The organism is Alteromonas abrolhosensis, assembly GCF_001953635.1.
Lineage (GTDB): Bacteria > Pseudomonadota > Gammaproteobacteria > Enterobacterales > Alteromonadaceae > Alteromonas > Alteromonas abrolhosensis.
On the sequence record NZ_MEJH01000003.1, the window covers coordinates 69,659 to 87,686 of the forward strand.

Consider the following 18,028-nt stretch of genomic DNA (forward strand, 5'->3'; position numbering starts at 1 on the left):
GAGAAAATGATAGATAATATTGTTCGCCTCTCAGTCGAGCGGCGTTACCTGCTGTTAACCCTGGTGCTCGTCATCATAGGCATCGGCATTTGGAGTTATCAGCGGCTACCGATAGATGCGGTGCCGGATATTACTAATGTTCAGGTTCAGATAAACACGGAAGCACCTGGTTATTCGCCACTTGAAGCTGAGCAGCGGATCACCTTTCCGGTTGAAACGGCGTTATATGGTCTGCCCAATTTGTCCTATACGCGCTCTATTTCACGTTACGGACTTTCTCAGATCACCGTGGTATTTGAAGAAGGAACTGACATTTACTTTGCCCGGAACCTTATCGATGAGCGGTTAGCAACGCTGAAAAGCGTACTCCCGCCGGGGCTTGAACCTGAGATGGGACCGATTGCAACAGGTCTGGGTGAAATCTTCGTTTACACGCTGGAAGCGAAAAACGGCGCCAAAATGCCGGACGGCTCGTCCGCTACGCCTATGGCACTTCGTGAAGTTCAGGACTGGATAATCAAACCACAACTGGCTCAGGTTAAAGGCGTGGTGGAAGTGAATACCATAGGGGGATACGACAAGCAGTATCACGTGATGCCACATCCAGCGAAGATGCTGGAAATGGGTGTGACTATGGCAGATATCCGCAAAGCGTTGGTAAGCAACAATGACAATGCTGGAGCCGGGTATATAGAGAACAATGGCGAACAATTGTTAGTCCGCTCACCGGGCCAGTTAAAATCAATTGAGGATATCAGTAACGTTGTTGTCGGCCGTAAAGGTTCCGTGCCTGTTTTAGTCAAAGATGTCGCCGAAGTGGGACTGGGCAAAGAACTGCGCACAGGGGCAGCAACCCGAAACGGCAAAGAAACCGTGATGGGCACCGTGATGATGTTGGTCGGAGAAAACTCGCGTGAAGTTGCAGCGCTCACCAATGATAAATTTCAGCAAATACAAACATCATTGCCTGAATGGGTTAAGGCAGAGGTGGTATATAACCGCACTACGCTAGTAGACAAAGCCATCCAGACTGTACAAAAAAACCTTCTGGAAGGCGCACTGCTAGTTATCGTCATCCTGTTTTTACTGTTAGGAAACATCCGTGCCGCCCTCATTACGGCGGCTGTTATCCCAATCGCGATGATGATGACTATTACCGGCATGGTTCAGCGGGGCGTCTCTGCCAACCTGATGAGTCTCGGCGCGCTGGACTTTGGTTTGATTGTGGACGGCGCTGTCATCATCGTGGAGAACTGTATTCGCAGGCTCTCAGAAGCCCAAAAACAACAAGGTGGCTTACTGGCGCTTAAAGCACGCTTACAGGAGGTTAAAGACGCCACTATAGAAGTTATTCGCCCCAGCTTGTTTGGCGTGGGTATCATCACAGCCGTGTACTTACCTATATTTACCCTTTCTGGCGTAGAGGGAAAAATGTTTCACCCCATGGCAACAACCGTGGTAATCGCACTACTTTGTGCGATGGTATTGTCGCTCACAGTTGTGCCTGCTGCGATCGCCGTATTTATGCGCGGAAAAATCAGCGAAAAAGAGAGCATTATAATCCGCGGGGCGAAAGCCATTTATCGACCTGCGCTTGAGTGGGTGCTTAAGTTCAAATCGCTTATTCTGGCAGGCGCGCTGGGTCTCGTTGTGGTTTGCTCATGGCTTGCCTCTACATTAGGTTCTGAGTTCATCCCACAGCTAGACGAGGGGGATATCGCGCTGCATGCACTGCGTATTACAGGTACGGGATTAGAGCAGTCTGTTGAAATGCAGGAACTCCTTGAAAAAACCATTATCGACTTTGAAGAAGTTGACAAGATATACGCGAAAGTGGGTACGCCAGAGGTGGCCACCGACCCCATGCCACCCAATGTTGCCGACACATTTGTGATGCTCAAGCCCCGCTCTGAGTGGCCCACTCCGGATAAGCCTAAATCGCAGCTCATTAAGGAGCTTGAGAAAGCAGTCACTGCGCTACCGGGCAATAACTACGAGTTTACGCAGCCTATCCAGATGCGCTTTAACGAGTTAATTTCCGGTGTCAGAGCCGACATTGCGATTAAAGTATTTGGTGATGACCTGGATACATTGCTGGCATCAGCAAATTCGGTTGCATCACTGACGAAAGGGTTATCTGGCGCTGCAGATACCCGTGTTGAGCAGGTAGACGGTCTGCCTATGCTATCAGTCATTCCTAAACGTGATGTAATGGCACGCTATGGCCTCAATATAGACGATATCCAATCTCTGGTTTCGACCAGTATCGGTGGTCAGCAAGCAGGCTTGATCTATGAGGGAGACCGGCGCTTTAAACTGGTAATTCGCCTACCAGAGCAACTACGACGCGACGTTCAAAAGCTTAAGGTACTGCCAGTCCCCACACCCGATGGGTATGTGCCGCTACAGGAGGTGGCCACATTAGAAGTCAAACCCGCGCCAGCACAAATCAGTCGGGAAAACGGCAAACGCCGCGTGGTCGTTACAACCAACGTTCGCGGGCGCGATCTGGGTAGTTTTGTCGCAGAGTTGCAGGTTACGTTGAATGAAGACTTGAAACTACAAGATGGCTACTGGCTGGAATATGGCGGAACGTTCGAGCAGTTGGAATCGGCCAGCAAAAGATTGTCCTGGGTGGTCCCGGTAACGCTGGCGCTCATCGTCGGCATCCTTATTCTTGCATTTGGTTCAGTAAAGGATGCTTTAATCATCTTCACCGGTGTGCCGCTGGCACTAACTGGGGGCGTACTTGCACTGTGGATTCGGGGTATGCCGCTGTCTATTTCTGCCGGTGTAGGGTTTATCGCATTGTCAGGCGTCGCCGTATTGAATGGTTTAGTGATGCTCGCCTTTATCAGGCAGTTGTGGTTTGAAAAAGGCGAGCTCTACACCGCTGTCATTGAGGGGGCAATAGTCAGGCTTCGTCCCGTTTTGATGACTGCCCTGGTAGCAAGTCTTGGCTTTGTGCCCATGGCACTGAACACAGGCACCGGTGCTGAGGTTCAACGGCCGCTCGCGACGGTGGTTATCGGCGGCATTATCTCATCGACTTTACTTACACTGTTCGTGCTCCCAACCTTATACCAACTGGTGCACAGGAAAGCGGATAAACAGTAAAACAACAATGCCCTGGATAAAACCAGGGCACGACAGGAGTATGTATGGGGCACTCACATTCCCAAAGCTCAGAAAAAATTGGCTGGGCTTTTTTCCTCAATTTTGGCTTCACTATCATTGAGTTTATTGGAGGATGGTTAACAAACAGTACCGCTATTATGGCGGATGCCGTGCATGACTTAGGTGACACATTGTCAATTGGCAGTGCGTGGCTTCTGAATAAACTCGGCACTAAAAGCGCAACGAAAGAGTTTACCTATGGCTATCGGCGGCTGAGCTTACTCGGGGCGCTGATAAACGGCATTGTTTTAATCGTTGGTTCTGCCTGGATCCTTTATGAAGCAGTGCCACGGCTGAGTAATCCAGAGATGCCAGAAACAGAAGGCATGATTGCACTGGCTATTCTTGGCGTACTGGTCAATGGCTTCGCCGCTTATAAATTACATGGTGGTAAATCGTTGAATGAAAAAGTTCTGAACTGGCATCTACTCGAAGACGTTTTAGGTTGGGTAGCGGTACTCATTGTCGCTATTGTTATGCAGTTCAAAGACTGGCCCGTTCTGGATCCAGTTCTTTCCATCGGATTTACGCTATTCATTCTGTTCAACGTTATCCGAAACCTCATCAGCACCGTGAAGCTATTTTTTCAGGCGTCACCAGACAACAGTCTTTTACAAAAGGTGACTGATAAACTGCTTGAACTTGATGCTGTGAGCGATCTGCATCACCTGCATATCTGGTCATTAGATGGTGAGCACCATGTCGCGACAGTTCACGTCGTTAGTCAGTTTGAGTCGAAAGCTGAATACCTCGAACTTAAAGAAAGTGTATCCAACGCGCTACAAGAGTTTGAGTTATCGCATACCACTATTGAAATTGAGCTAACCAGCGAAGAATGTCGGGATGCTGATTAATAGTATTTAAAAAATGGGCGATGTAGCCACTATGAAACGACTTTTTACCTCAGGAATGGTCACCACCCATTTTAACTGTGAGATATACTCTAGGCCAATAATGCTGACATAAGTTCAAGCCTTTGCGATTTAGACAAACTCGCCAATTTCCTCGTCAAGTCATCAATGGCGCTATCTTTATCGGTTGACTTTACGCCTGCGTATTCCAATAGCCTCTGACAGATTCTATCTGCTGGTTCCCTTAGCTCTTCTGCTGTAAGCACGGTGTAGCCAGCAGTAACATCACTGCGACTGGTCTTATGATTCAGTAGCCTTTTCAATGTGTATGTACCTACCCCAATAGTTTCAGCAACCGAACAGAAGGTGCGGCGAAGATCATGCAGTGTGAAAGAAACATCCGTGCGTTCGTTCATTTGTTTAATTATTTTCTTTGGCTCCATCACTCTCCCATGATGATTGTCGGCACCAAAAACAAAACCCGAAACGCGGTACTTAGCCCTTCTCTTAAGGATTTCCTCCAGCGGCGTGGTGATTGGTAATTCCAGACCATGGCCATTTTTTGTGTCGTCCAGGCAAAAGAGATGATCATCTAAAAATACGTTTTTCCATTCCAGCTCCAGCAACTCAGTTTTGCGTAATCCGGTAAATGCCATAAATTCAACAAAGTCACATACTGTTGCAGTGAAATCTTGTCGATGAACAATGGCGTCCTCACGCATCTCATGAACAACTGCAAGAAATGGCTTAAGCTGAGAAGGTCGGAGTCTTGTCTGCTTGCGGGCTACGTTGTTCCAGCAGCGTTTTTCCGACAGGACAGTAACAGGGTTGTGAGGAAACAAAGTTCTGCCGTCTGAGGATTTATACTCAGCCCTAGCAAAGTTAAACAGCGCTCTGAGCGTTCTCATAGCTAAGTCGGCCTGTGCAGGGCTTCGCTTAGTCAGTTCACAATGCCGACGATAGATGCGGGTTTCTGTAAGGTCAGCCATACGCTTCTTTGCCCAATCGTCAAAATAACAGTCCATCACCTGCTCGTAGCCACGTAACGTAGTTTCTTTAAGCTTTCTGGAAAGTTTATAGCTCTCGTAAACGGTCTCCAATGTGACTGAGGCGGCCCTGAAGTGACGTTTGCTATCGTTGGGGTTCATTCCATCAGCAATATCCGCCATCGCCTTTCTAGCTTGCTTACGGGCCTGCTCTACTGCAATGGATGGAAAAGAGCCGATAGTAACCGACAATGGCTTTTGTGTGCCTGGAAGCTTCTTATAAACCCGAAACGTCTTCTTATTTGATGGAAGAACATCAATGATGAGACCTGGCATTTGAACGTCGTAATATCGAGCCCGTTTGTCTGAGCCTGACAGTTTTTCAATGGCCTGTTCTGTAAATCTGAATTTTGTTGCTGACATACTGTGCTACCTCTGTGCTACTTTGAGCGCAAAATCTAATGCGCTGAATTGCTTAAAAAATTAAGCAACAGAGATAACAAAACCGCAATAACCTACTGATTTATATGAAACAATAAGTAATTAGCAAGTAAATAAAGTAACTATCGGTAAAGGCTCGGTTTGAGCCTCATAATCGGCAGGTCCCCTGTTCAAGTCAGGGTGGGGCCACCATTTTTCTAAGAGCTTAAGTTCTACAGTAATTTCCGCAATAGACGAGTGGTTCTAACCACAAATCAGCCTCAACTGTTTACCAATTCGCAAAAATCCATTATTCTCCATATTGGTTATGTTTAATGCTTAAGAAATGTTTAAATCCATATCAAAACTAATATTAGTGCTTACAGTGCTATCTGCCCTCGTCGGGCAAGCGATGGCTGTAGATACTATGAGTTTTGGAATGGCTATTGATAACAAACACTTCAATAGTAATTCTGAATCGAATTGCTCTATGAACATGAGCCATGGTATGAGAGTAGATTCTAGCAGTTCCGAGAACGCTAGTATTAAAGATTGTTGCAACACTTCGGAATGCACATGCCCACCAGGTGGTTGTACTCATGCTCCCGTCCTTATAGCTTCCATGATGATTGTTCAACGCCCAGTGGTGCCGGACGCTTCATTTGGCTTGTTCTTCCAACACCCAGTTTCAGTAACTTCCTCACTTTTTCGCCCACCGATATTTGCCTAACTCAGGGTCAGTGCGTCCAAATTTCACGCACAATTTGTTTCAGTTCCTGTTTATTATCTAGGTGCTAGCGTACCTATATGTGCCAGCTTTGTCTGGAGGCAAAAATGTTAAAAAAAATCATCTATCAAGCTGCGGTATTACTGCTAATTCTACCTAGCATTGCCATGGCAAATATCCACCATGGCGCAAACGACGTCTTCGAATTATTAGTTTATAAATCACCATCGTGTGGATGCTGCAAAAAGTGGATAACTCATCTAGAAAACCAAGGATTTCAACTACGTACAAAGGACTTTCATAACTTGAGCGACATCAAGAACGAATACGGAATTTCACCAAATCTTCGCTCTTGCCATACCGCTGTTACAGAAAATGGCTTTGTATTTGAAGGCCATGTCCCTTCTAAGTTTATAAAACGATTCTTGTTAGAAGAACATCCAAAGGCAATCGGGTTATCTGTTCCAGCTATGCCAGTAGGTTCACCCGGAATGGAAGTAGCAGAGCAGTTTATGCCTTATACCGTTTTCATTATATATCAAGATGGGAGCTATGAACCTTACGCGAAAGTAGAAAGCTACGACAGTCAATTCGATTGATGTCAAAGTTAAACAAATAAATGCGCACTTTTGACAATCAAAGCAATTTTAATTTTTTAAAACCGAATATTAACCAAAGATAGAGGTAATCATGAAAGCACTTGTTAAATCATTTGCAATTTTTAGTGTACTGCTAAGCAGCGTGGCATTAGCACATGAGGCTATAGAAATTAAATCTAGCACACCAAGCAAAAATGCAATGTTGATGGAGGCCCCAATGGAACTATCAGTCAGCTTTACCAAGGGAGTTAGATTAATAAAAGTAGTTTTAAAAGATAGTGAAGGTGCAAAAGTTGATTTTGGCTTTGAACCTCCGAAAGAGGTTGCAACGGATTATTCTTGGACCTTACCTAAATTACGTCCAGGTTCATACAATGTTGAGTTCATCATGCTTGGCTCCGATGGGCACAAGATGAAAGATAGTTTTGGATTTATGGTGCACTAAAAAGGGGATTCAGCTGTGGAAATGTATATCTGGAACACTGTAATTGTAGTGTCAAAGCTAATGTTTTATTTAGGTTTCGCGGCCACAGCTGGATATACATTTTTCTGGCGAGATATTAACGACAGTAGGACAAGTTATACAACGCCATCTTTTAGCGCTGTATGGGTAAAGGTTTGTGTCTTTGTTGCGTTTATTTCTAATGCAGTGTGGTTTATCGCGAACACTGGAGCGATGGTAGAAGAGGGAATTCAAGGCGCACTTGACCCCTTTATGCTTAAGATAATGTTGAGTTCTCCTATCGGTGAAGTCACCTTGTATCGTGCGGGGGGGTTAGCCGTAGCTTTAATAACTATCTACTTATTGAAATTTAAACCTCTTAAACCTTTCCTAAGGTTAAAGTCTTACTTACTTGTGCTGTGTCTATTCACTCTCTCGTACACATTTACTTTAACCGGCCACGTTTCTGAATTAGGAAGTATTGCTCGAATACTACTTATGGTTCACGTATTTGTTATGGCTTGGTGGTTTGGTGCATTGATTCCGTTAAAGCTCTCCTGCCATTACGAGAGCTACGAAAAGCTTTATAAATTAATGGATAGGTTTGGTACGCAGGCGGCCGTATTGGTTACCTTATTATTATCTGCAGGCATTTGGCTAGCTATTCAATTGGTAGGTAGTTTTGAAGGGTTATTTAGCTCCATATATGGGCAAACTCTTCTTTTTAAAATGTTCCTTGTAACTAGCATTCTAGCTATTGCTATACGGCACAAACTGAAATTAGTCCCAAAACTTAAAAGTGGCTCGGGAAGCGAAGCACTCTCAAAATCCATTTCATTAGAGTTAACAATAGCAGTTGCTATTTTAATCATTACTTCTGGGCTTACGAGTATTGTAGGTCCCGAAAGATAAAACTTAGAAGAGAAATTCAAATGAAAATTAAATTATTAGTCTTACTATTTATCATGCCCGTAATCATGAGTTTTGCTGCTAGTGCCCATGAAAAAGAACATCATGAGAAAGGTATGTTTAGTGGGTTAGATACGCCTGCAGCTAAAATAGTTATTGCATTCCATCACGCGCTTAATACGGGAGACAAAATCACTGCGAAGAGCCTTCTGGCGGATGATGTGACTATTTATGAGGGAGGCGGAGTTGAGAGGAGCGCAGATGAATATGCTCAACATCATATGAATTCAGATATGGAATATCTATCGTCAGTGACAAATAAAGCGTTGGAGCATCAAGTCAAAGTTCTGGGCAACACAGCAATCTCCGCATCGCGGTTTCTGGTCAATGGGATGTTTAAGGGGGAAGAGAGAGACTACCAAAGTATGGAAACAATTGTCTTAATCAACACCGAAGGAGAGTGGAAAATCAAACATATTCATTGGTCAAATTGATTCGATTAACTACCCGAGAGAGCTCGTATGAAAAAATTTTTAATCATAATCATTTCGTCTTTGTTATCTTCCTTCACTTTCGCTCATGATAACAATGTAACTGATAAAGATCAGATAAAAGACATTATAAAGCAAATTGAATATGGCTGGGAGAATGGAGACGGTGCCCCCTTTAAAAAGCACTTTTTCGACTTTAAAGGCGCAAGATACTTTGAATCTGGCGGACAGAATGTAGGGTTAAGTGACTTGATAGAGCATCATGTTGAACCAGAAAAGGATGCCTTAGTTTTCTTAAGTTTAGATTTTTCTAACATTCAAACTCATGTAGAAGATGATTTTGCTTGGACACTCGTTGATACAACCGTTCAAGGAGAGGTTAGGAAGTCTGGAAAAACTTTCAACAAAACGGGGTTTCAAACCTTTCTTTTTAAAAAAGTTAACGGTGAGTGGCTGGTAGTTCACACGCATTCCTCTAGTAGAAATCGTGCAAAAGACTAGCGAAATAAATGTATTGAAAGCTACTTTGGTAATATCAACGGTAGCTTTCCAGTTTGCTCAAGATCAGAACCATTTCGGCTATCCTATTGCCAAAATGCCTTACACTTCATATTGGCACGAACTACGCGTCCCGCCCGCTAATGAATCCTTATTATTCGTTTTTGCAAAGATTTTTAATCAACATCAAATTCTTAAACACTTGTCCTCCCAACCTACATTTTGTTCCACATGCGCTACTCTCAGAAGGTGCAGAGAAATATGAAAATCGTTTATTTTGGAAACGACTTATTCTCGAATTGTTTGTCACTTCTAATCAAAAATAGATTTAACATTGAGCGCGTTTTTATAAACGATGTTCAGGAAAATGCGAGCTTCATCAAACGAATTTGTCGTAAATACAATATTGTTTATTCCACTGAAAACCCAAGTATCGTGACTCTTAAAAGATATTTAAATGACGAACAGATAGTCTTTGTTGTAGCCGATTACGGATACAAATTACCCACAAACGAAATAAAATATGCAATTAATATCCACCCATCTTTACTACCCAAAAGTAGAGGCCCAACCCCACTCACCTACATTGTCGACAACCCTGAGAACGCGGGTGTTAGCATTCATAAACTTACTGAGAAACTTGATGCAGGTAGCATCCTAATCCAAGAGAAATTTGAGGTCGAAGACAATGAAACGATTTCATCATTGATGGTCAAGTCTCAGTTACTCGCAGAAACTCTGTTAGAAGAATTACTTAATAACTTTAATGAACTTTATAATAACGCCACACCTCAATTGGAAAAGCTAGCGTCATTCCAAAGTCTACCTCCAGTAAAAAGAAGGTTTGTAAATTGGGATCAAAACACCGCTCAATTTAGTCATGCTCTTCGACAATATGGGCACTTTGGGATTCTTATTTCGTTAGATAACGCGTTATATATCGCAAATGATGTCGAAGTCACAACTTTCAGTCACGATTTCACGTGCGGTAGCATAATCTTTGAGGATGCACTAATTAAAAGCATTGCTATAAATGATGGCTATGTTGTACTTTCTAAGCGTAGTTTAAGGCTATATGAATCAAGAGTACTAAACTAGTTGATTACGGCTTTAATGTTTAAAGGTCCTAAGCACTTTTTAGTGTTGTGTTGATCTACGTCAAAGTAAGAATAACGGAATACCGCTACTATTCCCTTACTCACTGATGGAGTTTATTGTGTCAGGCATTTATAAGTGGTTTAAATTAGTACTAATAGCTGCGCTGCTTTCACAGCACGGCTTTGCTATGACGAACCCAATTGAATGTGATGGTCACGACACATCAGAATCTCATATGTCCTCAAATGATTCCTTATCAAACATAGAACATACTACTTTAAATAATCACACACTTCATTCAGAAAAGAACCAGGATGTGCAGCACTGCGAAGGAAATGATCAATCGATATGCGCGTGCTGTATAGGTGCTTACTGTGCAACTTCTTTAACCCAATTTTGTATACTTTCAAATATTGAAATTCTGATAAGTGAAAACATTAAGCAAAGCTCATTTTCAGATATAAATATTGCCCCTTTAATTGGTATACACTCTCCTCCCTTCCACCCTCCGATTAAAAGCTACACATAAACTCAGTGAGGCTTTTCTCTAAGTTTTCTTTACGAATCAATTGCAATCAAAGAATGTCTTAGATGATTAACTGCTTAATTAATATACATCGAGACACTGTTTGCTATCAGTAAACGAACAGCAAGCACTATCCGCCTCACTTAAAAATGCATTACATCTTAGAACCGAAAGATTCACGAGTTACATGCCTATTGACCTGCGTCCCACACACAGGTTTAGCCTTTAGGTATAAGTAAAAACTTAGGTTAAAGACATCGGAACAACTATGAAAGTAAGAGAGATCGCAAGCGCCTTGGCTACAACGCCAGATACTGTTCGCTATTACACGCGCTTGCAGTTAATAACGCCGGCAAAATCTGACAATGGTTATAAATTCTATTCAACGAAAGATGCTTCCAGGTTGCGGTTTATATTAAGTGCAAGGCATTTAGGTTTTTCAGTTGAAGATATCAAGCAAATTCTCAGAGAAGCAGATAATGGAAAGACCGCTTGTCCCCTAGTTAGAACCTTAATTGCAAGAAGGCTAGCAGAAACAGAAAGACAATTTAAGGCAATGTTGTTACTCAGGCAAAATATGATGCTGGCAGTAAGGAAGTGGGGAGCAATGGGTGACAAAGCCCCATCCTCACACGTGGTCTGTCATTTAATAGAAGAGTTTGAACACACCGTCCTGGAGGAAAACATAAATGACAGAACTTAATGCAGGTGTTTCTTCAGAAAAATTGTTGTCCGTCAAAAAACAAGTCTTCTAAAAATAGGAAAAAAGGAGAGCACTATGAGTGCAGAAGTAACACAGCGACAATTAGTGATAGAAGGCGCCGGATGTGCCAGTTGCGTTGGAAAAATAGAAGCTGCCTTGAAGCAGACGCCGGGAGTGCAGAATGCCGAAATGAACTTTGCAGACAGAACAGTACTTGTATCGGGTACAGCGGATTCTCAATTATTGGTTCAAGCAGTAGAGTCCGTTGGTTACAACGCAAAGCCTTTCGAAGATAAGCCTGACACTGATGTAGTCGATGAAAAAGAAGCAGCGGATAGGACCTATTACAAAAAGCTGATGCGAGATACTTTTATTGCGCTTTCGCTAGGTATCCCTCTAATGACTTATAGCATTGTTGTCGACGAAATGACGGTCGAGACTAATGTCGAGAGGTTGTTGTGGCTAGCAGTTGGCCTACTGACGCTAGGTGTAATGTTCTTTTCCGGCCGGCATTTTTACATCGGTGCGTGGAAGAGCTTTAAAAATCATTCTGCCAATATGGATACACTCATTGCACTTGGTACAGGCACAGCATGGTTCTATTCGATGTTGGTAGTGTTGGTACCTGAAGCAGTGCCGTTAATGGCAAGGCACGTTTATTTTGAAGCTACAGCTATGATCATTGGTCTAATTGATCTGGGGCTTGCCTTAGAACTAAAAGCCCGCGGAAAAACCTCAGAAGCAATCAAACGTTTAATTGGATTACAAGCGAAAACAGCCACGGTTATTCGCGACAATAAAGAGGTCCAGATCGCTATCGAGCAAGTGCTTTTTAACGATGTCATCAAAGTCAGGCCTGGAGAAAAAGTGCCTGTTGATGGTGTGGTTGTTGAAGGCCATACGTCAATCGACGAGTCCATGCTAACCGGGGAACCGATGCCAGTTGAAAAATCACATGGCGATGAAGTCGTTGCTGGAACTCTCAACAAGTCAGGAATGTTTCTATTTAAAGCAACTCGAGTAGGTAAAGACACGGCTCTGGCGCAAATCATTGCAATGGTTAAACGCGCACAAAATTCAAAGCCGCCTATTGGGCGCTTAGCTGACGTGATATCCGCTTACTTTGTTCCTGTGGTCATGATTATATCTGTGCTCAGTGCGCTAGCATGGCTGAACTTTGGCCCTGAGCCCGCACTGGCATTTGCCATAGTTTCGGCCACCACTGTATTGATCATTGCTTGTCCATGTGCATTGGGCCTAGCCACGCCGATGTCAGTTATGGTGGGGGTTGGAAAGGCTGCTGAAGCCGGCGTGCTAATTCGCAACGGCGAAGCGCTACAAACGGCATCAAAAATCAGTGTGATGATACTGGATAAAACCGGAACGATTACGGAAGGTACACCCAAGGTCACTGACATAATTTTAGCCAATTCCAGTGATGAAAAGACAGTGCTGCAATTGGCAGCTAGTCTGGAAAATGGTTCAGAGCACCCATTAGCAATGGCGATAGTAGAAAGTGCCCACGACCAGGGCATTGAGCTGCTGAAAACCGAAGAGTTTAATGCGATTACCGGTATGGGGGTTGAAGGCCGTTGTGAAGGAAAGGCCTTATTGTTTGGTAACAGCAAGCTCATGGCTTCAAAAGGGGTGGGCATAGGTAATTATTCAGAGAAAGCAGAAACACTGGCCAAAGACGCCAAAACTCCCATGTATTTCGCTGTAGATGGACAACTTGCTGCCATCATAGCGGTTGCCGACCCGATAAAACCTGACTCTGTTTCTGCCATCAAGCGTCTTCAGGCTAATGATATCCGGGTCATCATGTTAACTGGGGACAACAAAGAAACTGCTGCTGCAGTGGCAAAGAAAGCGGCAATAAGCGAGTTTTTTGCTGAAGTATTGCCCGAAGATAAGGCCAACAAAGTACATGAATTACAGCAGCAGAGAGAAGTAGTGGGTATGACTGGTGATGGAATTAACGATGCTCCGGCTCTTGCCTTGGCTGATGTTGGCTTTGCCATTGGTACAGGAACGGACGTTGCCATTGAAAGCGCCGATATCACCCTGATGCGCGGCTCGTTGCATGGTCTGGCCGATGCTATAGCGATCAGTAAAGCCACCTTGCGCAACATTAAGCAAAACTTGTTTGGAGCCTTTATCTACAACGTAGCAGGTATACCTTTTGCGGCGGGCTTGCTCTATCCATTTTTCGGAATATTGCTAAGCCCAGTTATCGCCGGAGCCGCCATGGCATTTTCTTCGTTAACAGTGGTATCAAATGCGAACCGGCTTCGCCTATTCAAGGCAAAGGACCACTAAGGAGTTTTCTCAAGATGATAATTAATATTGTAGGACTTACGGTTATTGCACTGATTATTTGGTGGTTTTGGTTATACAAGCCTGATCAGACAGTTACTGAAAGTAACGAAATACTCATAGAAGTAAAAAATGGCGTGTACTCACCAGCGTCTATTCAGGTAAACGCAAACCAATCTGTTACCTTGAAGTTTTTGCGCAAAGATGAGTCTCCCTGTTCCGAAGTACTGCTAATTCCTTCATTAGATATCAGTGAGCAGCTAACGCTTAATGAGGTAACACCAATTCACCTCGAAAACGTCCCACAGGGCGAACATACTTTTCACTGCCAGATGCAGATGTATCGCGGTGTTCTTACGGTGGTATAGGAGGAGTCATGAAAAACAGTCACCCCAGATTTTGGTCAACACCTACAGGGTGGGCAGCATTAGCGATGATCGCTGCCGTTACTTATTTTTTAATATTCGAACATGGTCATCATGTCCTTCAGTTTCTTCCCTATTTGATTTTATTGCTGTGCCCATTCATGCATATATTCATGCACAGTAGCCACGGTAAACACGGACACGCCCACGAACATTCTCGCGACAGTGACAATAAGCAGAAAAGTTTTCAGGAATTGAGTGATAACAACGCGGCTTATCGTTATGGATACATTCAGGGGTTGGAGGAAGGCCGAAAGGAGTCACTTAAAAAGGACAACCAACATGAAAGATACATATGATTATGGCTTATGGTCAATGGTGATACTGAACTCAGCTATTTTTATCTTTTTTGCATTCAGTTTTGTAAAGCCAAAATCTTCCACCGACTGGCGAAGCTTGGGGATATTCTCTGCGTTTATTGTAGCCCTGTTTACCGAGATGTATGGCTTCCCACTCACTATTTATTTCTTATCAGGTTGGCTTGCTGAAACCTATCCGGAAGTAAACTTTTTTGCGCACGAAAACGGACACCTGTTGCATACTTTCTTTGGTTTAAATGGCGACGCCCACTGGGACCCATTTCATATCGCTAGTATGCTATTTATTGTTGCAGGATTCTTCATTTTATCCTCTGCATGGAGTGTTCTACACCACGCTCAGAAGAACCATTATCTAGCAAAGACAGGATGGTATGCGCTGTGTCGCCACCCTCAATACTTAGCTTTTATACTGATCATGTTTGGTTTTTTGTTGCAATGGCCGACCATTCCGACACTGGTCATGTTTCCTATTTTAGTTGCTGTGTACATAAAACTGGCAAAGCGTGAAGAAATGCTAGCTACAGCTGAATTTGGCGAAGAGTATGTGAGTTATATCAAAACTACTCCAAGCTGGCTCCCAAGTCTCAACACAAAAGGTGAAAATCATGAAAAAACTCTTTAAATCAACTGCTTTTTCGATCGCGTTAGTAATGATTGCAACAGCGCAAGCTCAACAAATGAATGAGCACAAGCATCAGGCATCAGACAAACCAAAGATGCAAATGGGAATGAATATGTCTGATAAAGATATGCATATGGCGCATGCAAAAATGAAAGCAATGAAGGAAGACGTTCAGGCAATCAAATCAGAAAGAGATCCACAGAAACAACGTGAAATGATGAATAAACACATGCAATCCATGATGGGAATGATGGATATGATGCATGAAAAAATGGATGCGCAGCCCATGCAAGATCAAATTACTATGGCAGAAATGCACCTTAATATGATGGAAATGATGATGAGGAAAATGACTGGAAACCATTTATCTGAATCTGAGAAGCATTCAAATCAACACTGAGGAAGAAAGATATGAGTGATTTAGATCACAGAGTGGGTGTCAGAGAAGACAATTTAGTCGTTCGGAATATACGGCTTACTAATGTCATTCAGACAAACTGCGATGCACTAATTGAAGAGATTGATAAGCTTTTTGGTATTGATGAGGTGAGCTACAACATCAAAGAAGGGGCTATTCATCTGGCATATGATGCGACACATATCGATTTAGACGCTATTGAAGCGATCATTCGAAAACACGGCGCAGATCTTCACAATGACTGGTGGACACACACAAAAGAAGGTTATTACCAGTTTGTAGATCAAAATATAAAAGACAATGCGACGCACAAACCGTGGAGTTGCCACCACTTGCCGCAGGGCGCTCACAGGAAGCGTACATAACCTTAATGTGCTCTACGTTCTCACTCAACAACAATGCTGAGCGATGTCGTTACATTATGATGCTGGCTTTAAGGAGGCGTAAGATGAAAATTCGAGAAAATGTATTTGCGTTCGCGTGCGCCGCATCGTTCAGCTTCGTGTGGGTTGTTAGTTCTTTGTTTATTACTACAATGCCCGACATGATGTCACCCAAGGCTGGTAATATAATGTTCACAGACTGGCAAGGGATGAGATGGAACGTGCCTTTATTGGGTGTAGTGATAGGCGGAGCTTTATGGGCTTTGTTCGCAGGTGTACTGGGTTGGCTCATTGCCAGTATTTACAATAGGCAGCTGTAGTAGTGAGGGCTAAAAGAATAGTCAGTATTTGTCCTTTTAGCACAGGTACGATATTTGCTGATATCTACTGCCACATAAATTTAAACTAACGGTGAGATATTATGATAACCAGTAATTCAGAATTAGCCTTACAGCAAGCCATGCAACTACCCAGTCAAACCAATACAGAGCAGCAGGGTTGTAGCCAGCCACCTGAGTCAAAAGGACAGGAGTTTGCTGAAATAATGGATACACTGAAGCAGCAAAAAAGCGGTTAAAGTGTGCCACGAGTAAAAATAACCGGCACGCTAATGCCGGTTAATTCCTTTCCTATTCATAACAACTGCGCTTACCTTTTAGGCTGCTACTCTGCCTACGCTGAATATTGTCTTACTCCGTCGATGTAGTTCATGAACAGCCTCAATGATTTGCATCAGTTATAATTTTTATCATCATCATCATACGCATGGAGCTTTAGAAACCATTTCTCAGCCGCGAATACGATAAGAAGTCCAGCCACAGAAATCCCAACAATGAAGATATCTGATTTTGCTTTCACCCACATAAAAGATAGAAGAACAATGATATCGAGAATAATTGCACTGACTAGTACCCAAGCTTTAGCTTGCACATCATCTCGTAAATGCTTGAACACTCCCCAGTGGATGAAAATATCCATTACTATATAAAAAACTACACCGATGGAGGCTATGCGGCTCAAATCGAAGAATATGGTAAGAAATATTGCGATGACTAACGTATAAATTAAGGAATGTCTTCTTATATCTCCCGGTAATGAAAAATGACGGTGAGGCACAAGTTGCATTGATGTAAGCATCGATAGCATTCTTGAAACAGCGAAGATGCTGGCAACGACACCGGAAGACGTGGCAATAATCGCGAAAGCTATAGTAAACCAAGCACCATACTGGCCGAATGCGGGTCGAGATGCTTCAGCAAGCGAATAATCTTTTGCCTGTATTATTTCGCCAATTGATAAATTTGCTCCTACTGCAACTGCGACAAAAACATAAAGTACCACACAAATGGATATAGAAATGACTATGGCCCTTCCTACATTTTTTTCTGGTTGTTTGAGCTCGCCTCCGCTGTTTGTGATTGTAGTGAATCCTTTGTATCCCAATATACCAAGTGCCACGGCTCCGAGAAAACCGGTTGCGCTGGTATCTTGCGGTTGAGCTGAAACGCTCTCAAACGACAAACCGGTTGCCCACAGCCCACCAATTGCCAAAACTGCAAGTCCTGCTATTTTGATAAAAGCCATAATAAATGAGAGGGTCTGTATGAATTGATTACTCAAAATATTAACAATGAATGCCACAATAAGAAGACTCACGCCAAGCGCTGGTATAAGCCACTCAGCGCCCTGAGAGTCAAACAATTGTAGGACATAAGTGCCAAAAGTGCGGGCTACCAAACTTTCATTGATAACCATGGAAAAAAACATTAGCAATGCACAGGCACCAGTCAGCAGACCTCTACCATAGGCTTTTTTCAGAAACATGGCGATACCACCTGCAGAGGGGTATTTCTGTGCCATTTTGACGTAACTGTATGAGCTAAACCCTGCAATTATCGCTGCAACTAAAAACGCAAATGGAAACCATGTGCCTGCCAGCTCCGCTATTTGCCCGGTTAAAGCAAATATACCAGCACCTATCATTACACCAGTTCCCATCGATACCGCGCCCCAGAGGCTTAACGAATCTTTCCTTTTTGAATGCTCGTGATCATTCATATTGGTTACTCCTTTATGTCATATGAGCCTGAGTAACAACAAAAGCAACCTGCAGCAAA

Annotated in this window: 20 protein-coding genes; 18 read left to right on the forward strand and 2 right to left on the reverse strand. The window is 43.3% G+C overall.

The window, feature by feature from the left end; translation table 11 throughout:
• Window positions 1-6 precede the first annotated feature (6 nt).
• Both BGK61_RS02465 and BGK61_RS02470 read left to right on the forward strand, forming a co-directional pair.
• Window positions 7-3,117 (forward strand): efflux RND transporter permease subunit, encoded by a 3,111-nt coding sequence (locus BGK61_RS02465; RefSeq protein WP_076026003.1) that lies wholly within the window; start codon window positions 7-9, stop codon window positions 3,115-3,117.
• A 44-nt stretch (window positions 3,118-3,161) separates the two neighbouring features.
• Entirely contained in the window at window positions 3,162-4,031 is an 870-nt protein-coding gene (locus BGK61_RS02470) for a cation diffusion facilitator family transporter (protein WP_076011446.1), read from the forward strand.
• 89 nt (window positions 4,032-4,120) lie between these two features.
• On the opposite strand, the gene BGK61_RS02475 is transcribed toward BGK61_RS02470, so the two are convergent.
• Window positions 4,121-5,437, reverse strand: coding sequence for a tyrosine-type recombinase/integrase (locus BGK61_RS02475; protein WP_076011447.1), 1,317 nt, complete (start codon window positions 5,435-5,437; stop codon window positions 4,121-4,123).
• 343 nt (window positions 5,438-5,780) lie between these two features.
• On the opposite strand from BGK61_RS02475, the gene BGK61_RS19855 reads away from it, so the two are divergent.
• The 16 genes from BGK61_RS19855 (at window position 5,781) to BGK61_RS19580 (ending at window position 16,488) form a co-directional block, all read left to right on the forward strand.
• Window positions 5,781-6,164 carry a CopL family metal-binding regulatory protein gene (locus BGK61_RS19855; RefSeq protein ID WP_411454386.1) on the forward strand — a complete coding sequence of 128 codons (384 nt, stop codon included), beginning with the start codon at window positions 5,781-5,783 and terminating at the stop codon, window positions 6,162-6,164.
• 104 nt (window positions 6,165-6,268) lie between these two features.
• Complete coding sequence (locus BGK61_RS02480; RefSeq protein WP_014978038.1) at window positions 6,269-6,760, forward strand: DUF411 domain-containing protein; 492 nt, start codon at window positions 6,269-6,271, stop codon at window positions 6,758-6,760.
• 91 nt (window positions 6,761-6,851) lie between these two features.
• The gene (locus BGK61_RS02485) at window positions 6,852-7,205 is read left to right on the forward strand and encodes a copper resistance CopC family protein (RefSeq protein WP_012516900.1); all 354 of its coding nucleotides are present in this window, start codon (window positions 6,852-6,854) and stop codon (window positions 7,203-7,205) included.
• 21 nt (window positions 7,206-7,226) lie between these two features.
• Window positions 7,227-8,114, forward strand: coding sequence for a copper resistance D family protein (locus BGK61_RS02490; RefSeq protein ID WP_240498943.1), 888 nt, complete (start codon window positions 7,227-7,229; stop codon window positions 8,112-8,114).
• Between the two features lie 20 nt (window positions 8,115-8,134).
• Window positions 8,135-8,605, forward strand: a complete 471-nt coding sequence (locus BGK61_RS02495) for a YybH family protein (RefSeq protein ID WP_012516902.1) — start codon at window positions 8,135-8,137, stop codon at window positions 8,603-8,605.
• 27 nt (window positions 8,606-8,632) lie between these two features.
• The gene (locus BGK61_RS02500) at window positions 8,633-9,103 is read left to right on the forward strand and encodes a YybH family protein (protein WP_076011449.1); all 471 of its coding nucleotides are present in this window, start codon (window positions 8,633-8,635) and stop codon (window positions 9,101-9,103) included.
• 258 nt (window positions 9,104-9,361) lie between these two features.
• Window positions 9,362-10,198, forward strand: a complete 837-nt coding sequence (locus tag BGK61_RS02505; protein WP_076011450.1) for a formyltransferase family protein — start codon at window positions 9,362-9,364, stop codon at window positions 10,196-10,198.
• Between the two features lie 794 nt (window positions 10,199-10,992).
• Window positions 10,993-11,427 carry a MerR family transcriptional regulator gene (locus BGK61_RS02515; protein ID WP_012516906.1) on the forward strand — a complete coding sequence of 145 codons (435 nt, stop codon included), beginning with the start codon at window positions 10,993-10,995 and terminating at the stop codon, window positions 11,425-11,427.
• A gap of 75 nt (window positions 11,428-11,502) precedes the next feature.
• Window positions 11,503-13,746 carry a heavy metal translocating P-type ATPase gene (locus BGK61_RS02520; protein ID WP_076011451.1) on the forward strand — a complete coding sequence of 748 codons (2,244 nt, stop codon included), beginning with the start codon at window positions 11,503-11,505 and terminating at the stop codon, window positions 13,744-13,746.
• Between the two features lie 14 nt (window positions 13,747-13,760).
• Entirely contained in the window at window positions 13,761-14,111 is a 351-nt protein-coding gene (locus BGK61_RS02525; RefSeq protein WP_076011452.1) for a cupredoxin domain-containing protein, read from the forward strand.
• Between the two features lie 8 nt (window positions 14,112-14,119).
• A complete protein-coding gene (locus BGK61_RS02530; RefSeq protein ID WP_076011453.1) occupies window positions 14,120-14,467 on the forward strand; it encodes a DUF2933 domain-containing protein in 348 nt (115 codons plus the stop codon).
• Entirely contained in the window at window positions 14,451-15,110 is a 660-nt protein-coding gene (locus BGK61_RS02535; RefSeq protein WP_076011454.1) for a methyltransferase family protein, read from the forward strand. Before BGK61_RS02530 ends, BGK61_RS02535 begins: the two co-directional genes overlap by 17 nt.
• Window positions 15,094-15,510 carry a hypothetical protein gene (locus BGK61_RS02540; RefSeq protein ID WP_076011455.1) on the forward strand — a complete coding sequence of 139 codons (417 nt, stop codon included), beginning with the start codon at window positions 15,094-15,096 and terminating at the stop codon, window positions 15,508-15,510. The genes BGK61_RS02535 and BGK61_RS02540 overlap by 17 nt, the downstream gene beginning before the upstream one ends.
• A gap of 11 nt (window positions 15,511-15,521) precedes the next feature.
• Window positions 15,522-15,893, forward strand: a complete 372-nt coding sequence (locus BGK61_RS02545) for a hypothetical protein (RefSeq protein ID WP_076011456.1) — start codon at window positions 15,522-15,524, stop codon at window positions 15,891-15,893.
• Between the two features lie 83 nt (window positions 15,894-15,976).
• Window positions 15,977-16,231 (forward strand): DUF5676 family membrane protein, encoded by a 255-nt coding sequence (locus tag BGK61_RS02550; RefSeq protein WP_108721582.1) that lies wholly within the window; start codon window positions 15,977-15,979, stop codon window positions 16,229-16,231.
• Between the two features lie 101 nt (window positions 16,232-16,332).
• Window positions 16,333-16,488: a hypothetical protein gene (locus BGK61_RS19580; RefSeq protein WP_167369493.1), complete on the forward strand. Its 156-nt coding sequence runs from the start codon at window positions 16,333-16,335 to the stop codon at window positions 16,486-16,488.
• Window positions 16,489-16,643: 155 nt separating this feature from the next.
• Here BGK61_RS19580 and BGK61_RS02555 read toward each other — a convergent pair whose 3' ends face one another.
• Window positions 16,644-17,969 (reverse strand): APC family permease, encoded by a 1,326-nt coding sequence (locus BGK61_RS02555; RefSeq protein ID WP_076011457.1) that lies wholly within the window; start codon window positions 17,967-17,969, stop codon window positions 16,644-16,646.
• Between the last annotated feature and the right edge of the window lie 59 nt (window positions 17,970-18,028).

Bases quoted from the DNA above. Each gene is read 5' to 3' on its own strand.
- BGK61_RS02555 (WP_076011457.1), bottom strand. From the start codon at position 17,969: ATGAATGATCACGAGCATTCAAAAAGGAAAGATTCGTTAAGCCTCTGG.
- BGK61_RS02520 (WP_076011451.1), top strand. From the start codon at position 11,503: ATGAGTGCAGAAGTAACACAGCGACAATTAGTGATAGAAGGCGCCGGA.
- BGK61_RS02540 (WP_076011455.1), top strand. From the start codon at position 15,094: ATGAAAAAACTCTTTAAATCAACTGCTTTTTCGATCGCGTTAGTAATG.
- BGK61_RS19580 (WP_167369493.1), top strand. From the start codon at position 16,333: ATGATAACCAGTAATTCAGAATTAGCCTTACAGCAAGCCATGCAACTA.
- BGK61_RS02490 (WP_240498943.1), top strand. From the start codon at position 7,227: ATGTATATCTGGAACACTGTAATTGTAGTGTCAAAGCTAATGTTTTAT.
- BGK61_RS19855 (WP_411454386.1), top strand. From the start codon at position 5,781: ATGTTTAAATCCATATCAAAACTAATATTAGTGCTTACAGTGCTATCT.
- BGK61_RS02515 (WP_012516906.1), top strand. From the start codon at position 10,993: ATGAAAGTAAGAGAGATCGCAAGCGCCTTGGCTACAACGCCAGATACT.
- BGK61_RS02475 (WP_076011447.1), bottom strand. From the start codon at position 5,437: ATGTCAGCAACAAAATTCAGATTTACAGAACAGGCCATTGAAAAACTG.
- BGK61_RS02505 (WP_076011450.1), top strand. From the start codon at position 9,362: ATGAAAATCGTTTATTTTGGAAACGACTTATTCTCGAATTGTTTGTCA.
- BGK61_RS02470 (WP_076011446.1), top strand. From the start codon at position 3,162: ATGGGGCACTCACATTCCCAAAGCTCAGAAAAAATTGGCTGGGCTTTT.
- BGK61_RS02485 (WP_012516900.1), top strand. From the start codon at position 6,852: ATGAAAGCACTTGTTAAATCATTTGCAATTTTTAGTGTACTGCTAAGC.
- BGK61_RS02480 (WP_014978038.1), top strand. From the start codon at position 6,269: ATGTTAAAAAAAATCATCTATCAAGCTGCGGTATTACTGCTAATTCTA.
- BGK61_RS02530 (WP_076011453.1), top strand. From the start codon at position 14,120: ATGAAAAACAGTCACCCCAGATTTTGGTCAACACCTACAGGGTGGGCA.
- BGK61_RS02550 (WP_108721582.1), top strand. From the start codon at position 15,977: ATGAAAATTCGAGAAAATGTATTTGCGTTCGCGTGCGCCGCATCGTTC.
- BGK61_RS02535 (WP_076011454.1), top strand. From the start codon at position 14,451: ATGAAAGATACATATGATTATGGCTTATGGTCAATGGTGATACTGAAC.
- BGK61_RS02495 (WP_012516902.1), top strand. From the start codon at position 8,135: ATGAAAATTAAATTATTAGTCTTACTATTTATCATGCCCGTAATCATG.
- BGK61_RS02525 (WP_076011452.1), top strand. From the start codon at position 13,761: ATGATAATTAATATTGTAGGACTTACGGTTATTGCACTGATTATTTGG.
- BGK61_RS02465 (WP_076026003.1), top strand. From the start codon at position 7: ATGATAGATAATATTGTTCGCCTCTCAGTCGAGCGGCGTTACCTGCTG.
- BGK61_RS02500 (WP_076011449.1), top strand. From the start codon at position 8,633: ATGAAAAAATTTTTAATCATAATCATTTCGTCTTTGTTATCTTCCTTC.
- BGK61_RS02545 (WP_076011456.1), top strand. From the start codon at position 15,522: ATGAGTGATTTAGATCACAGAGTGGGTGTCAGAGAAGACAATTTAGTC.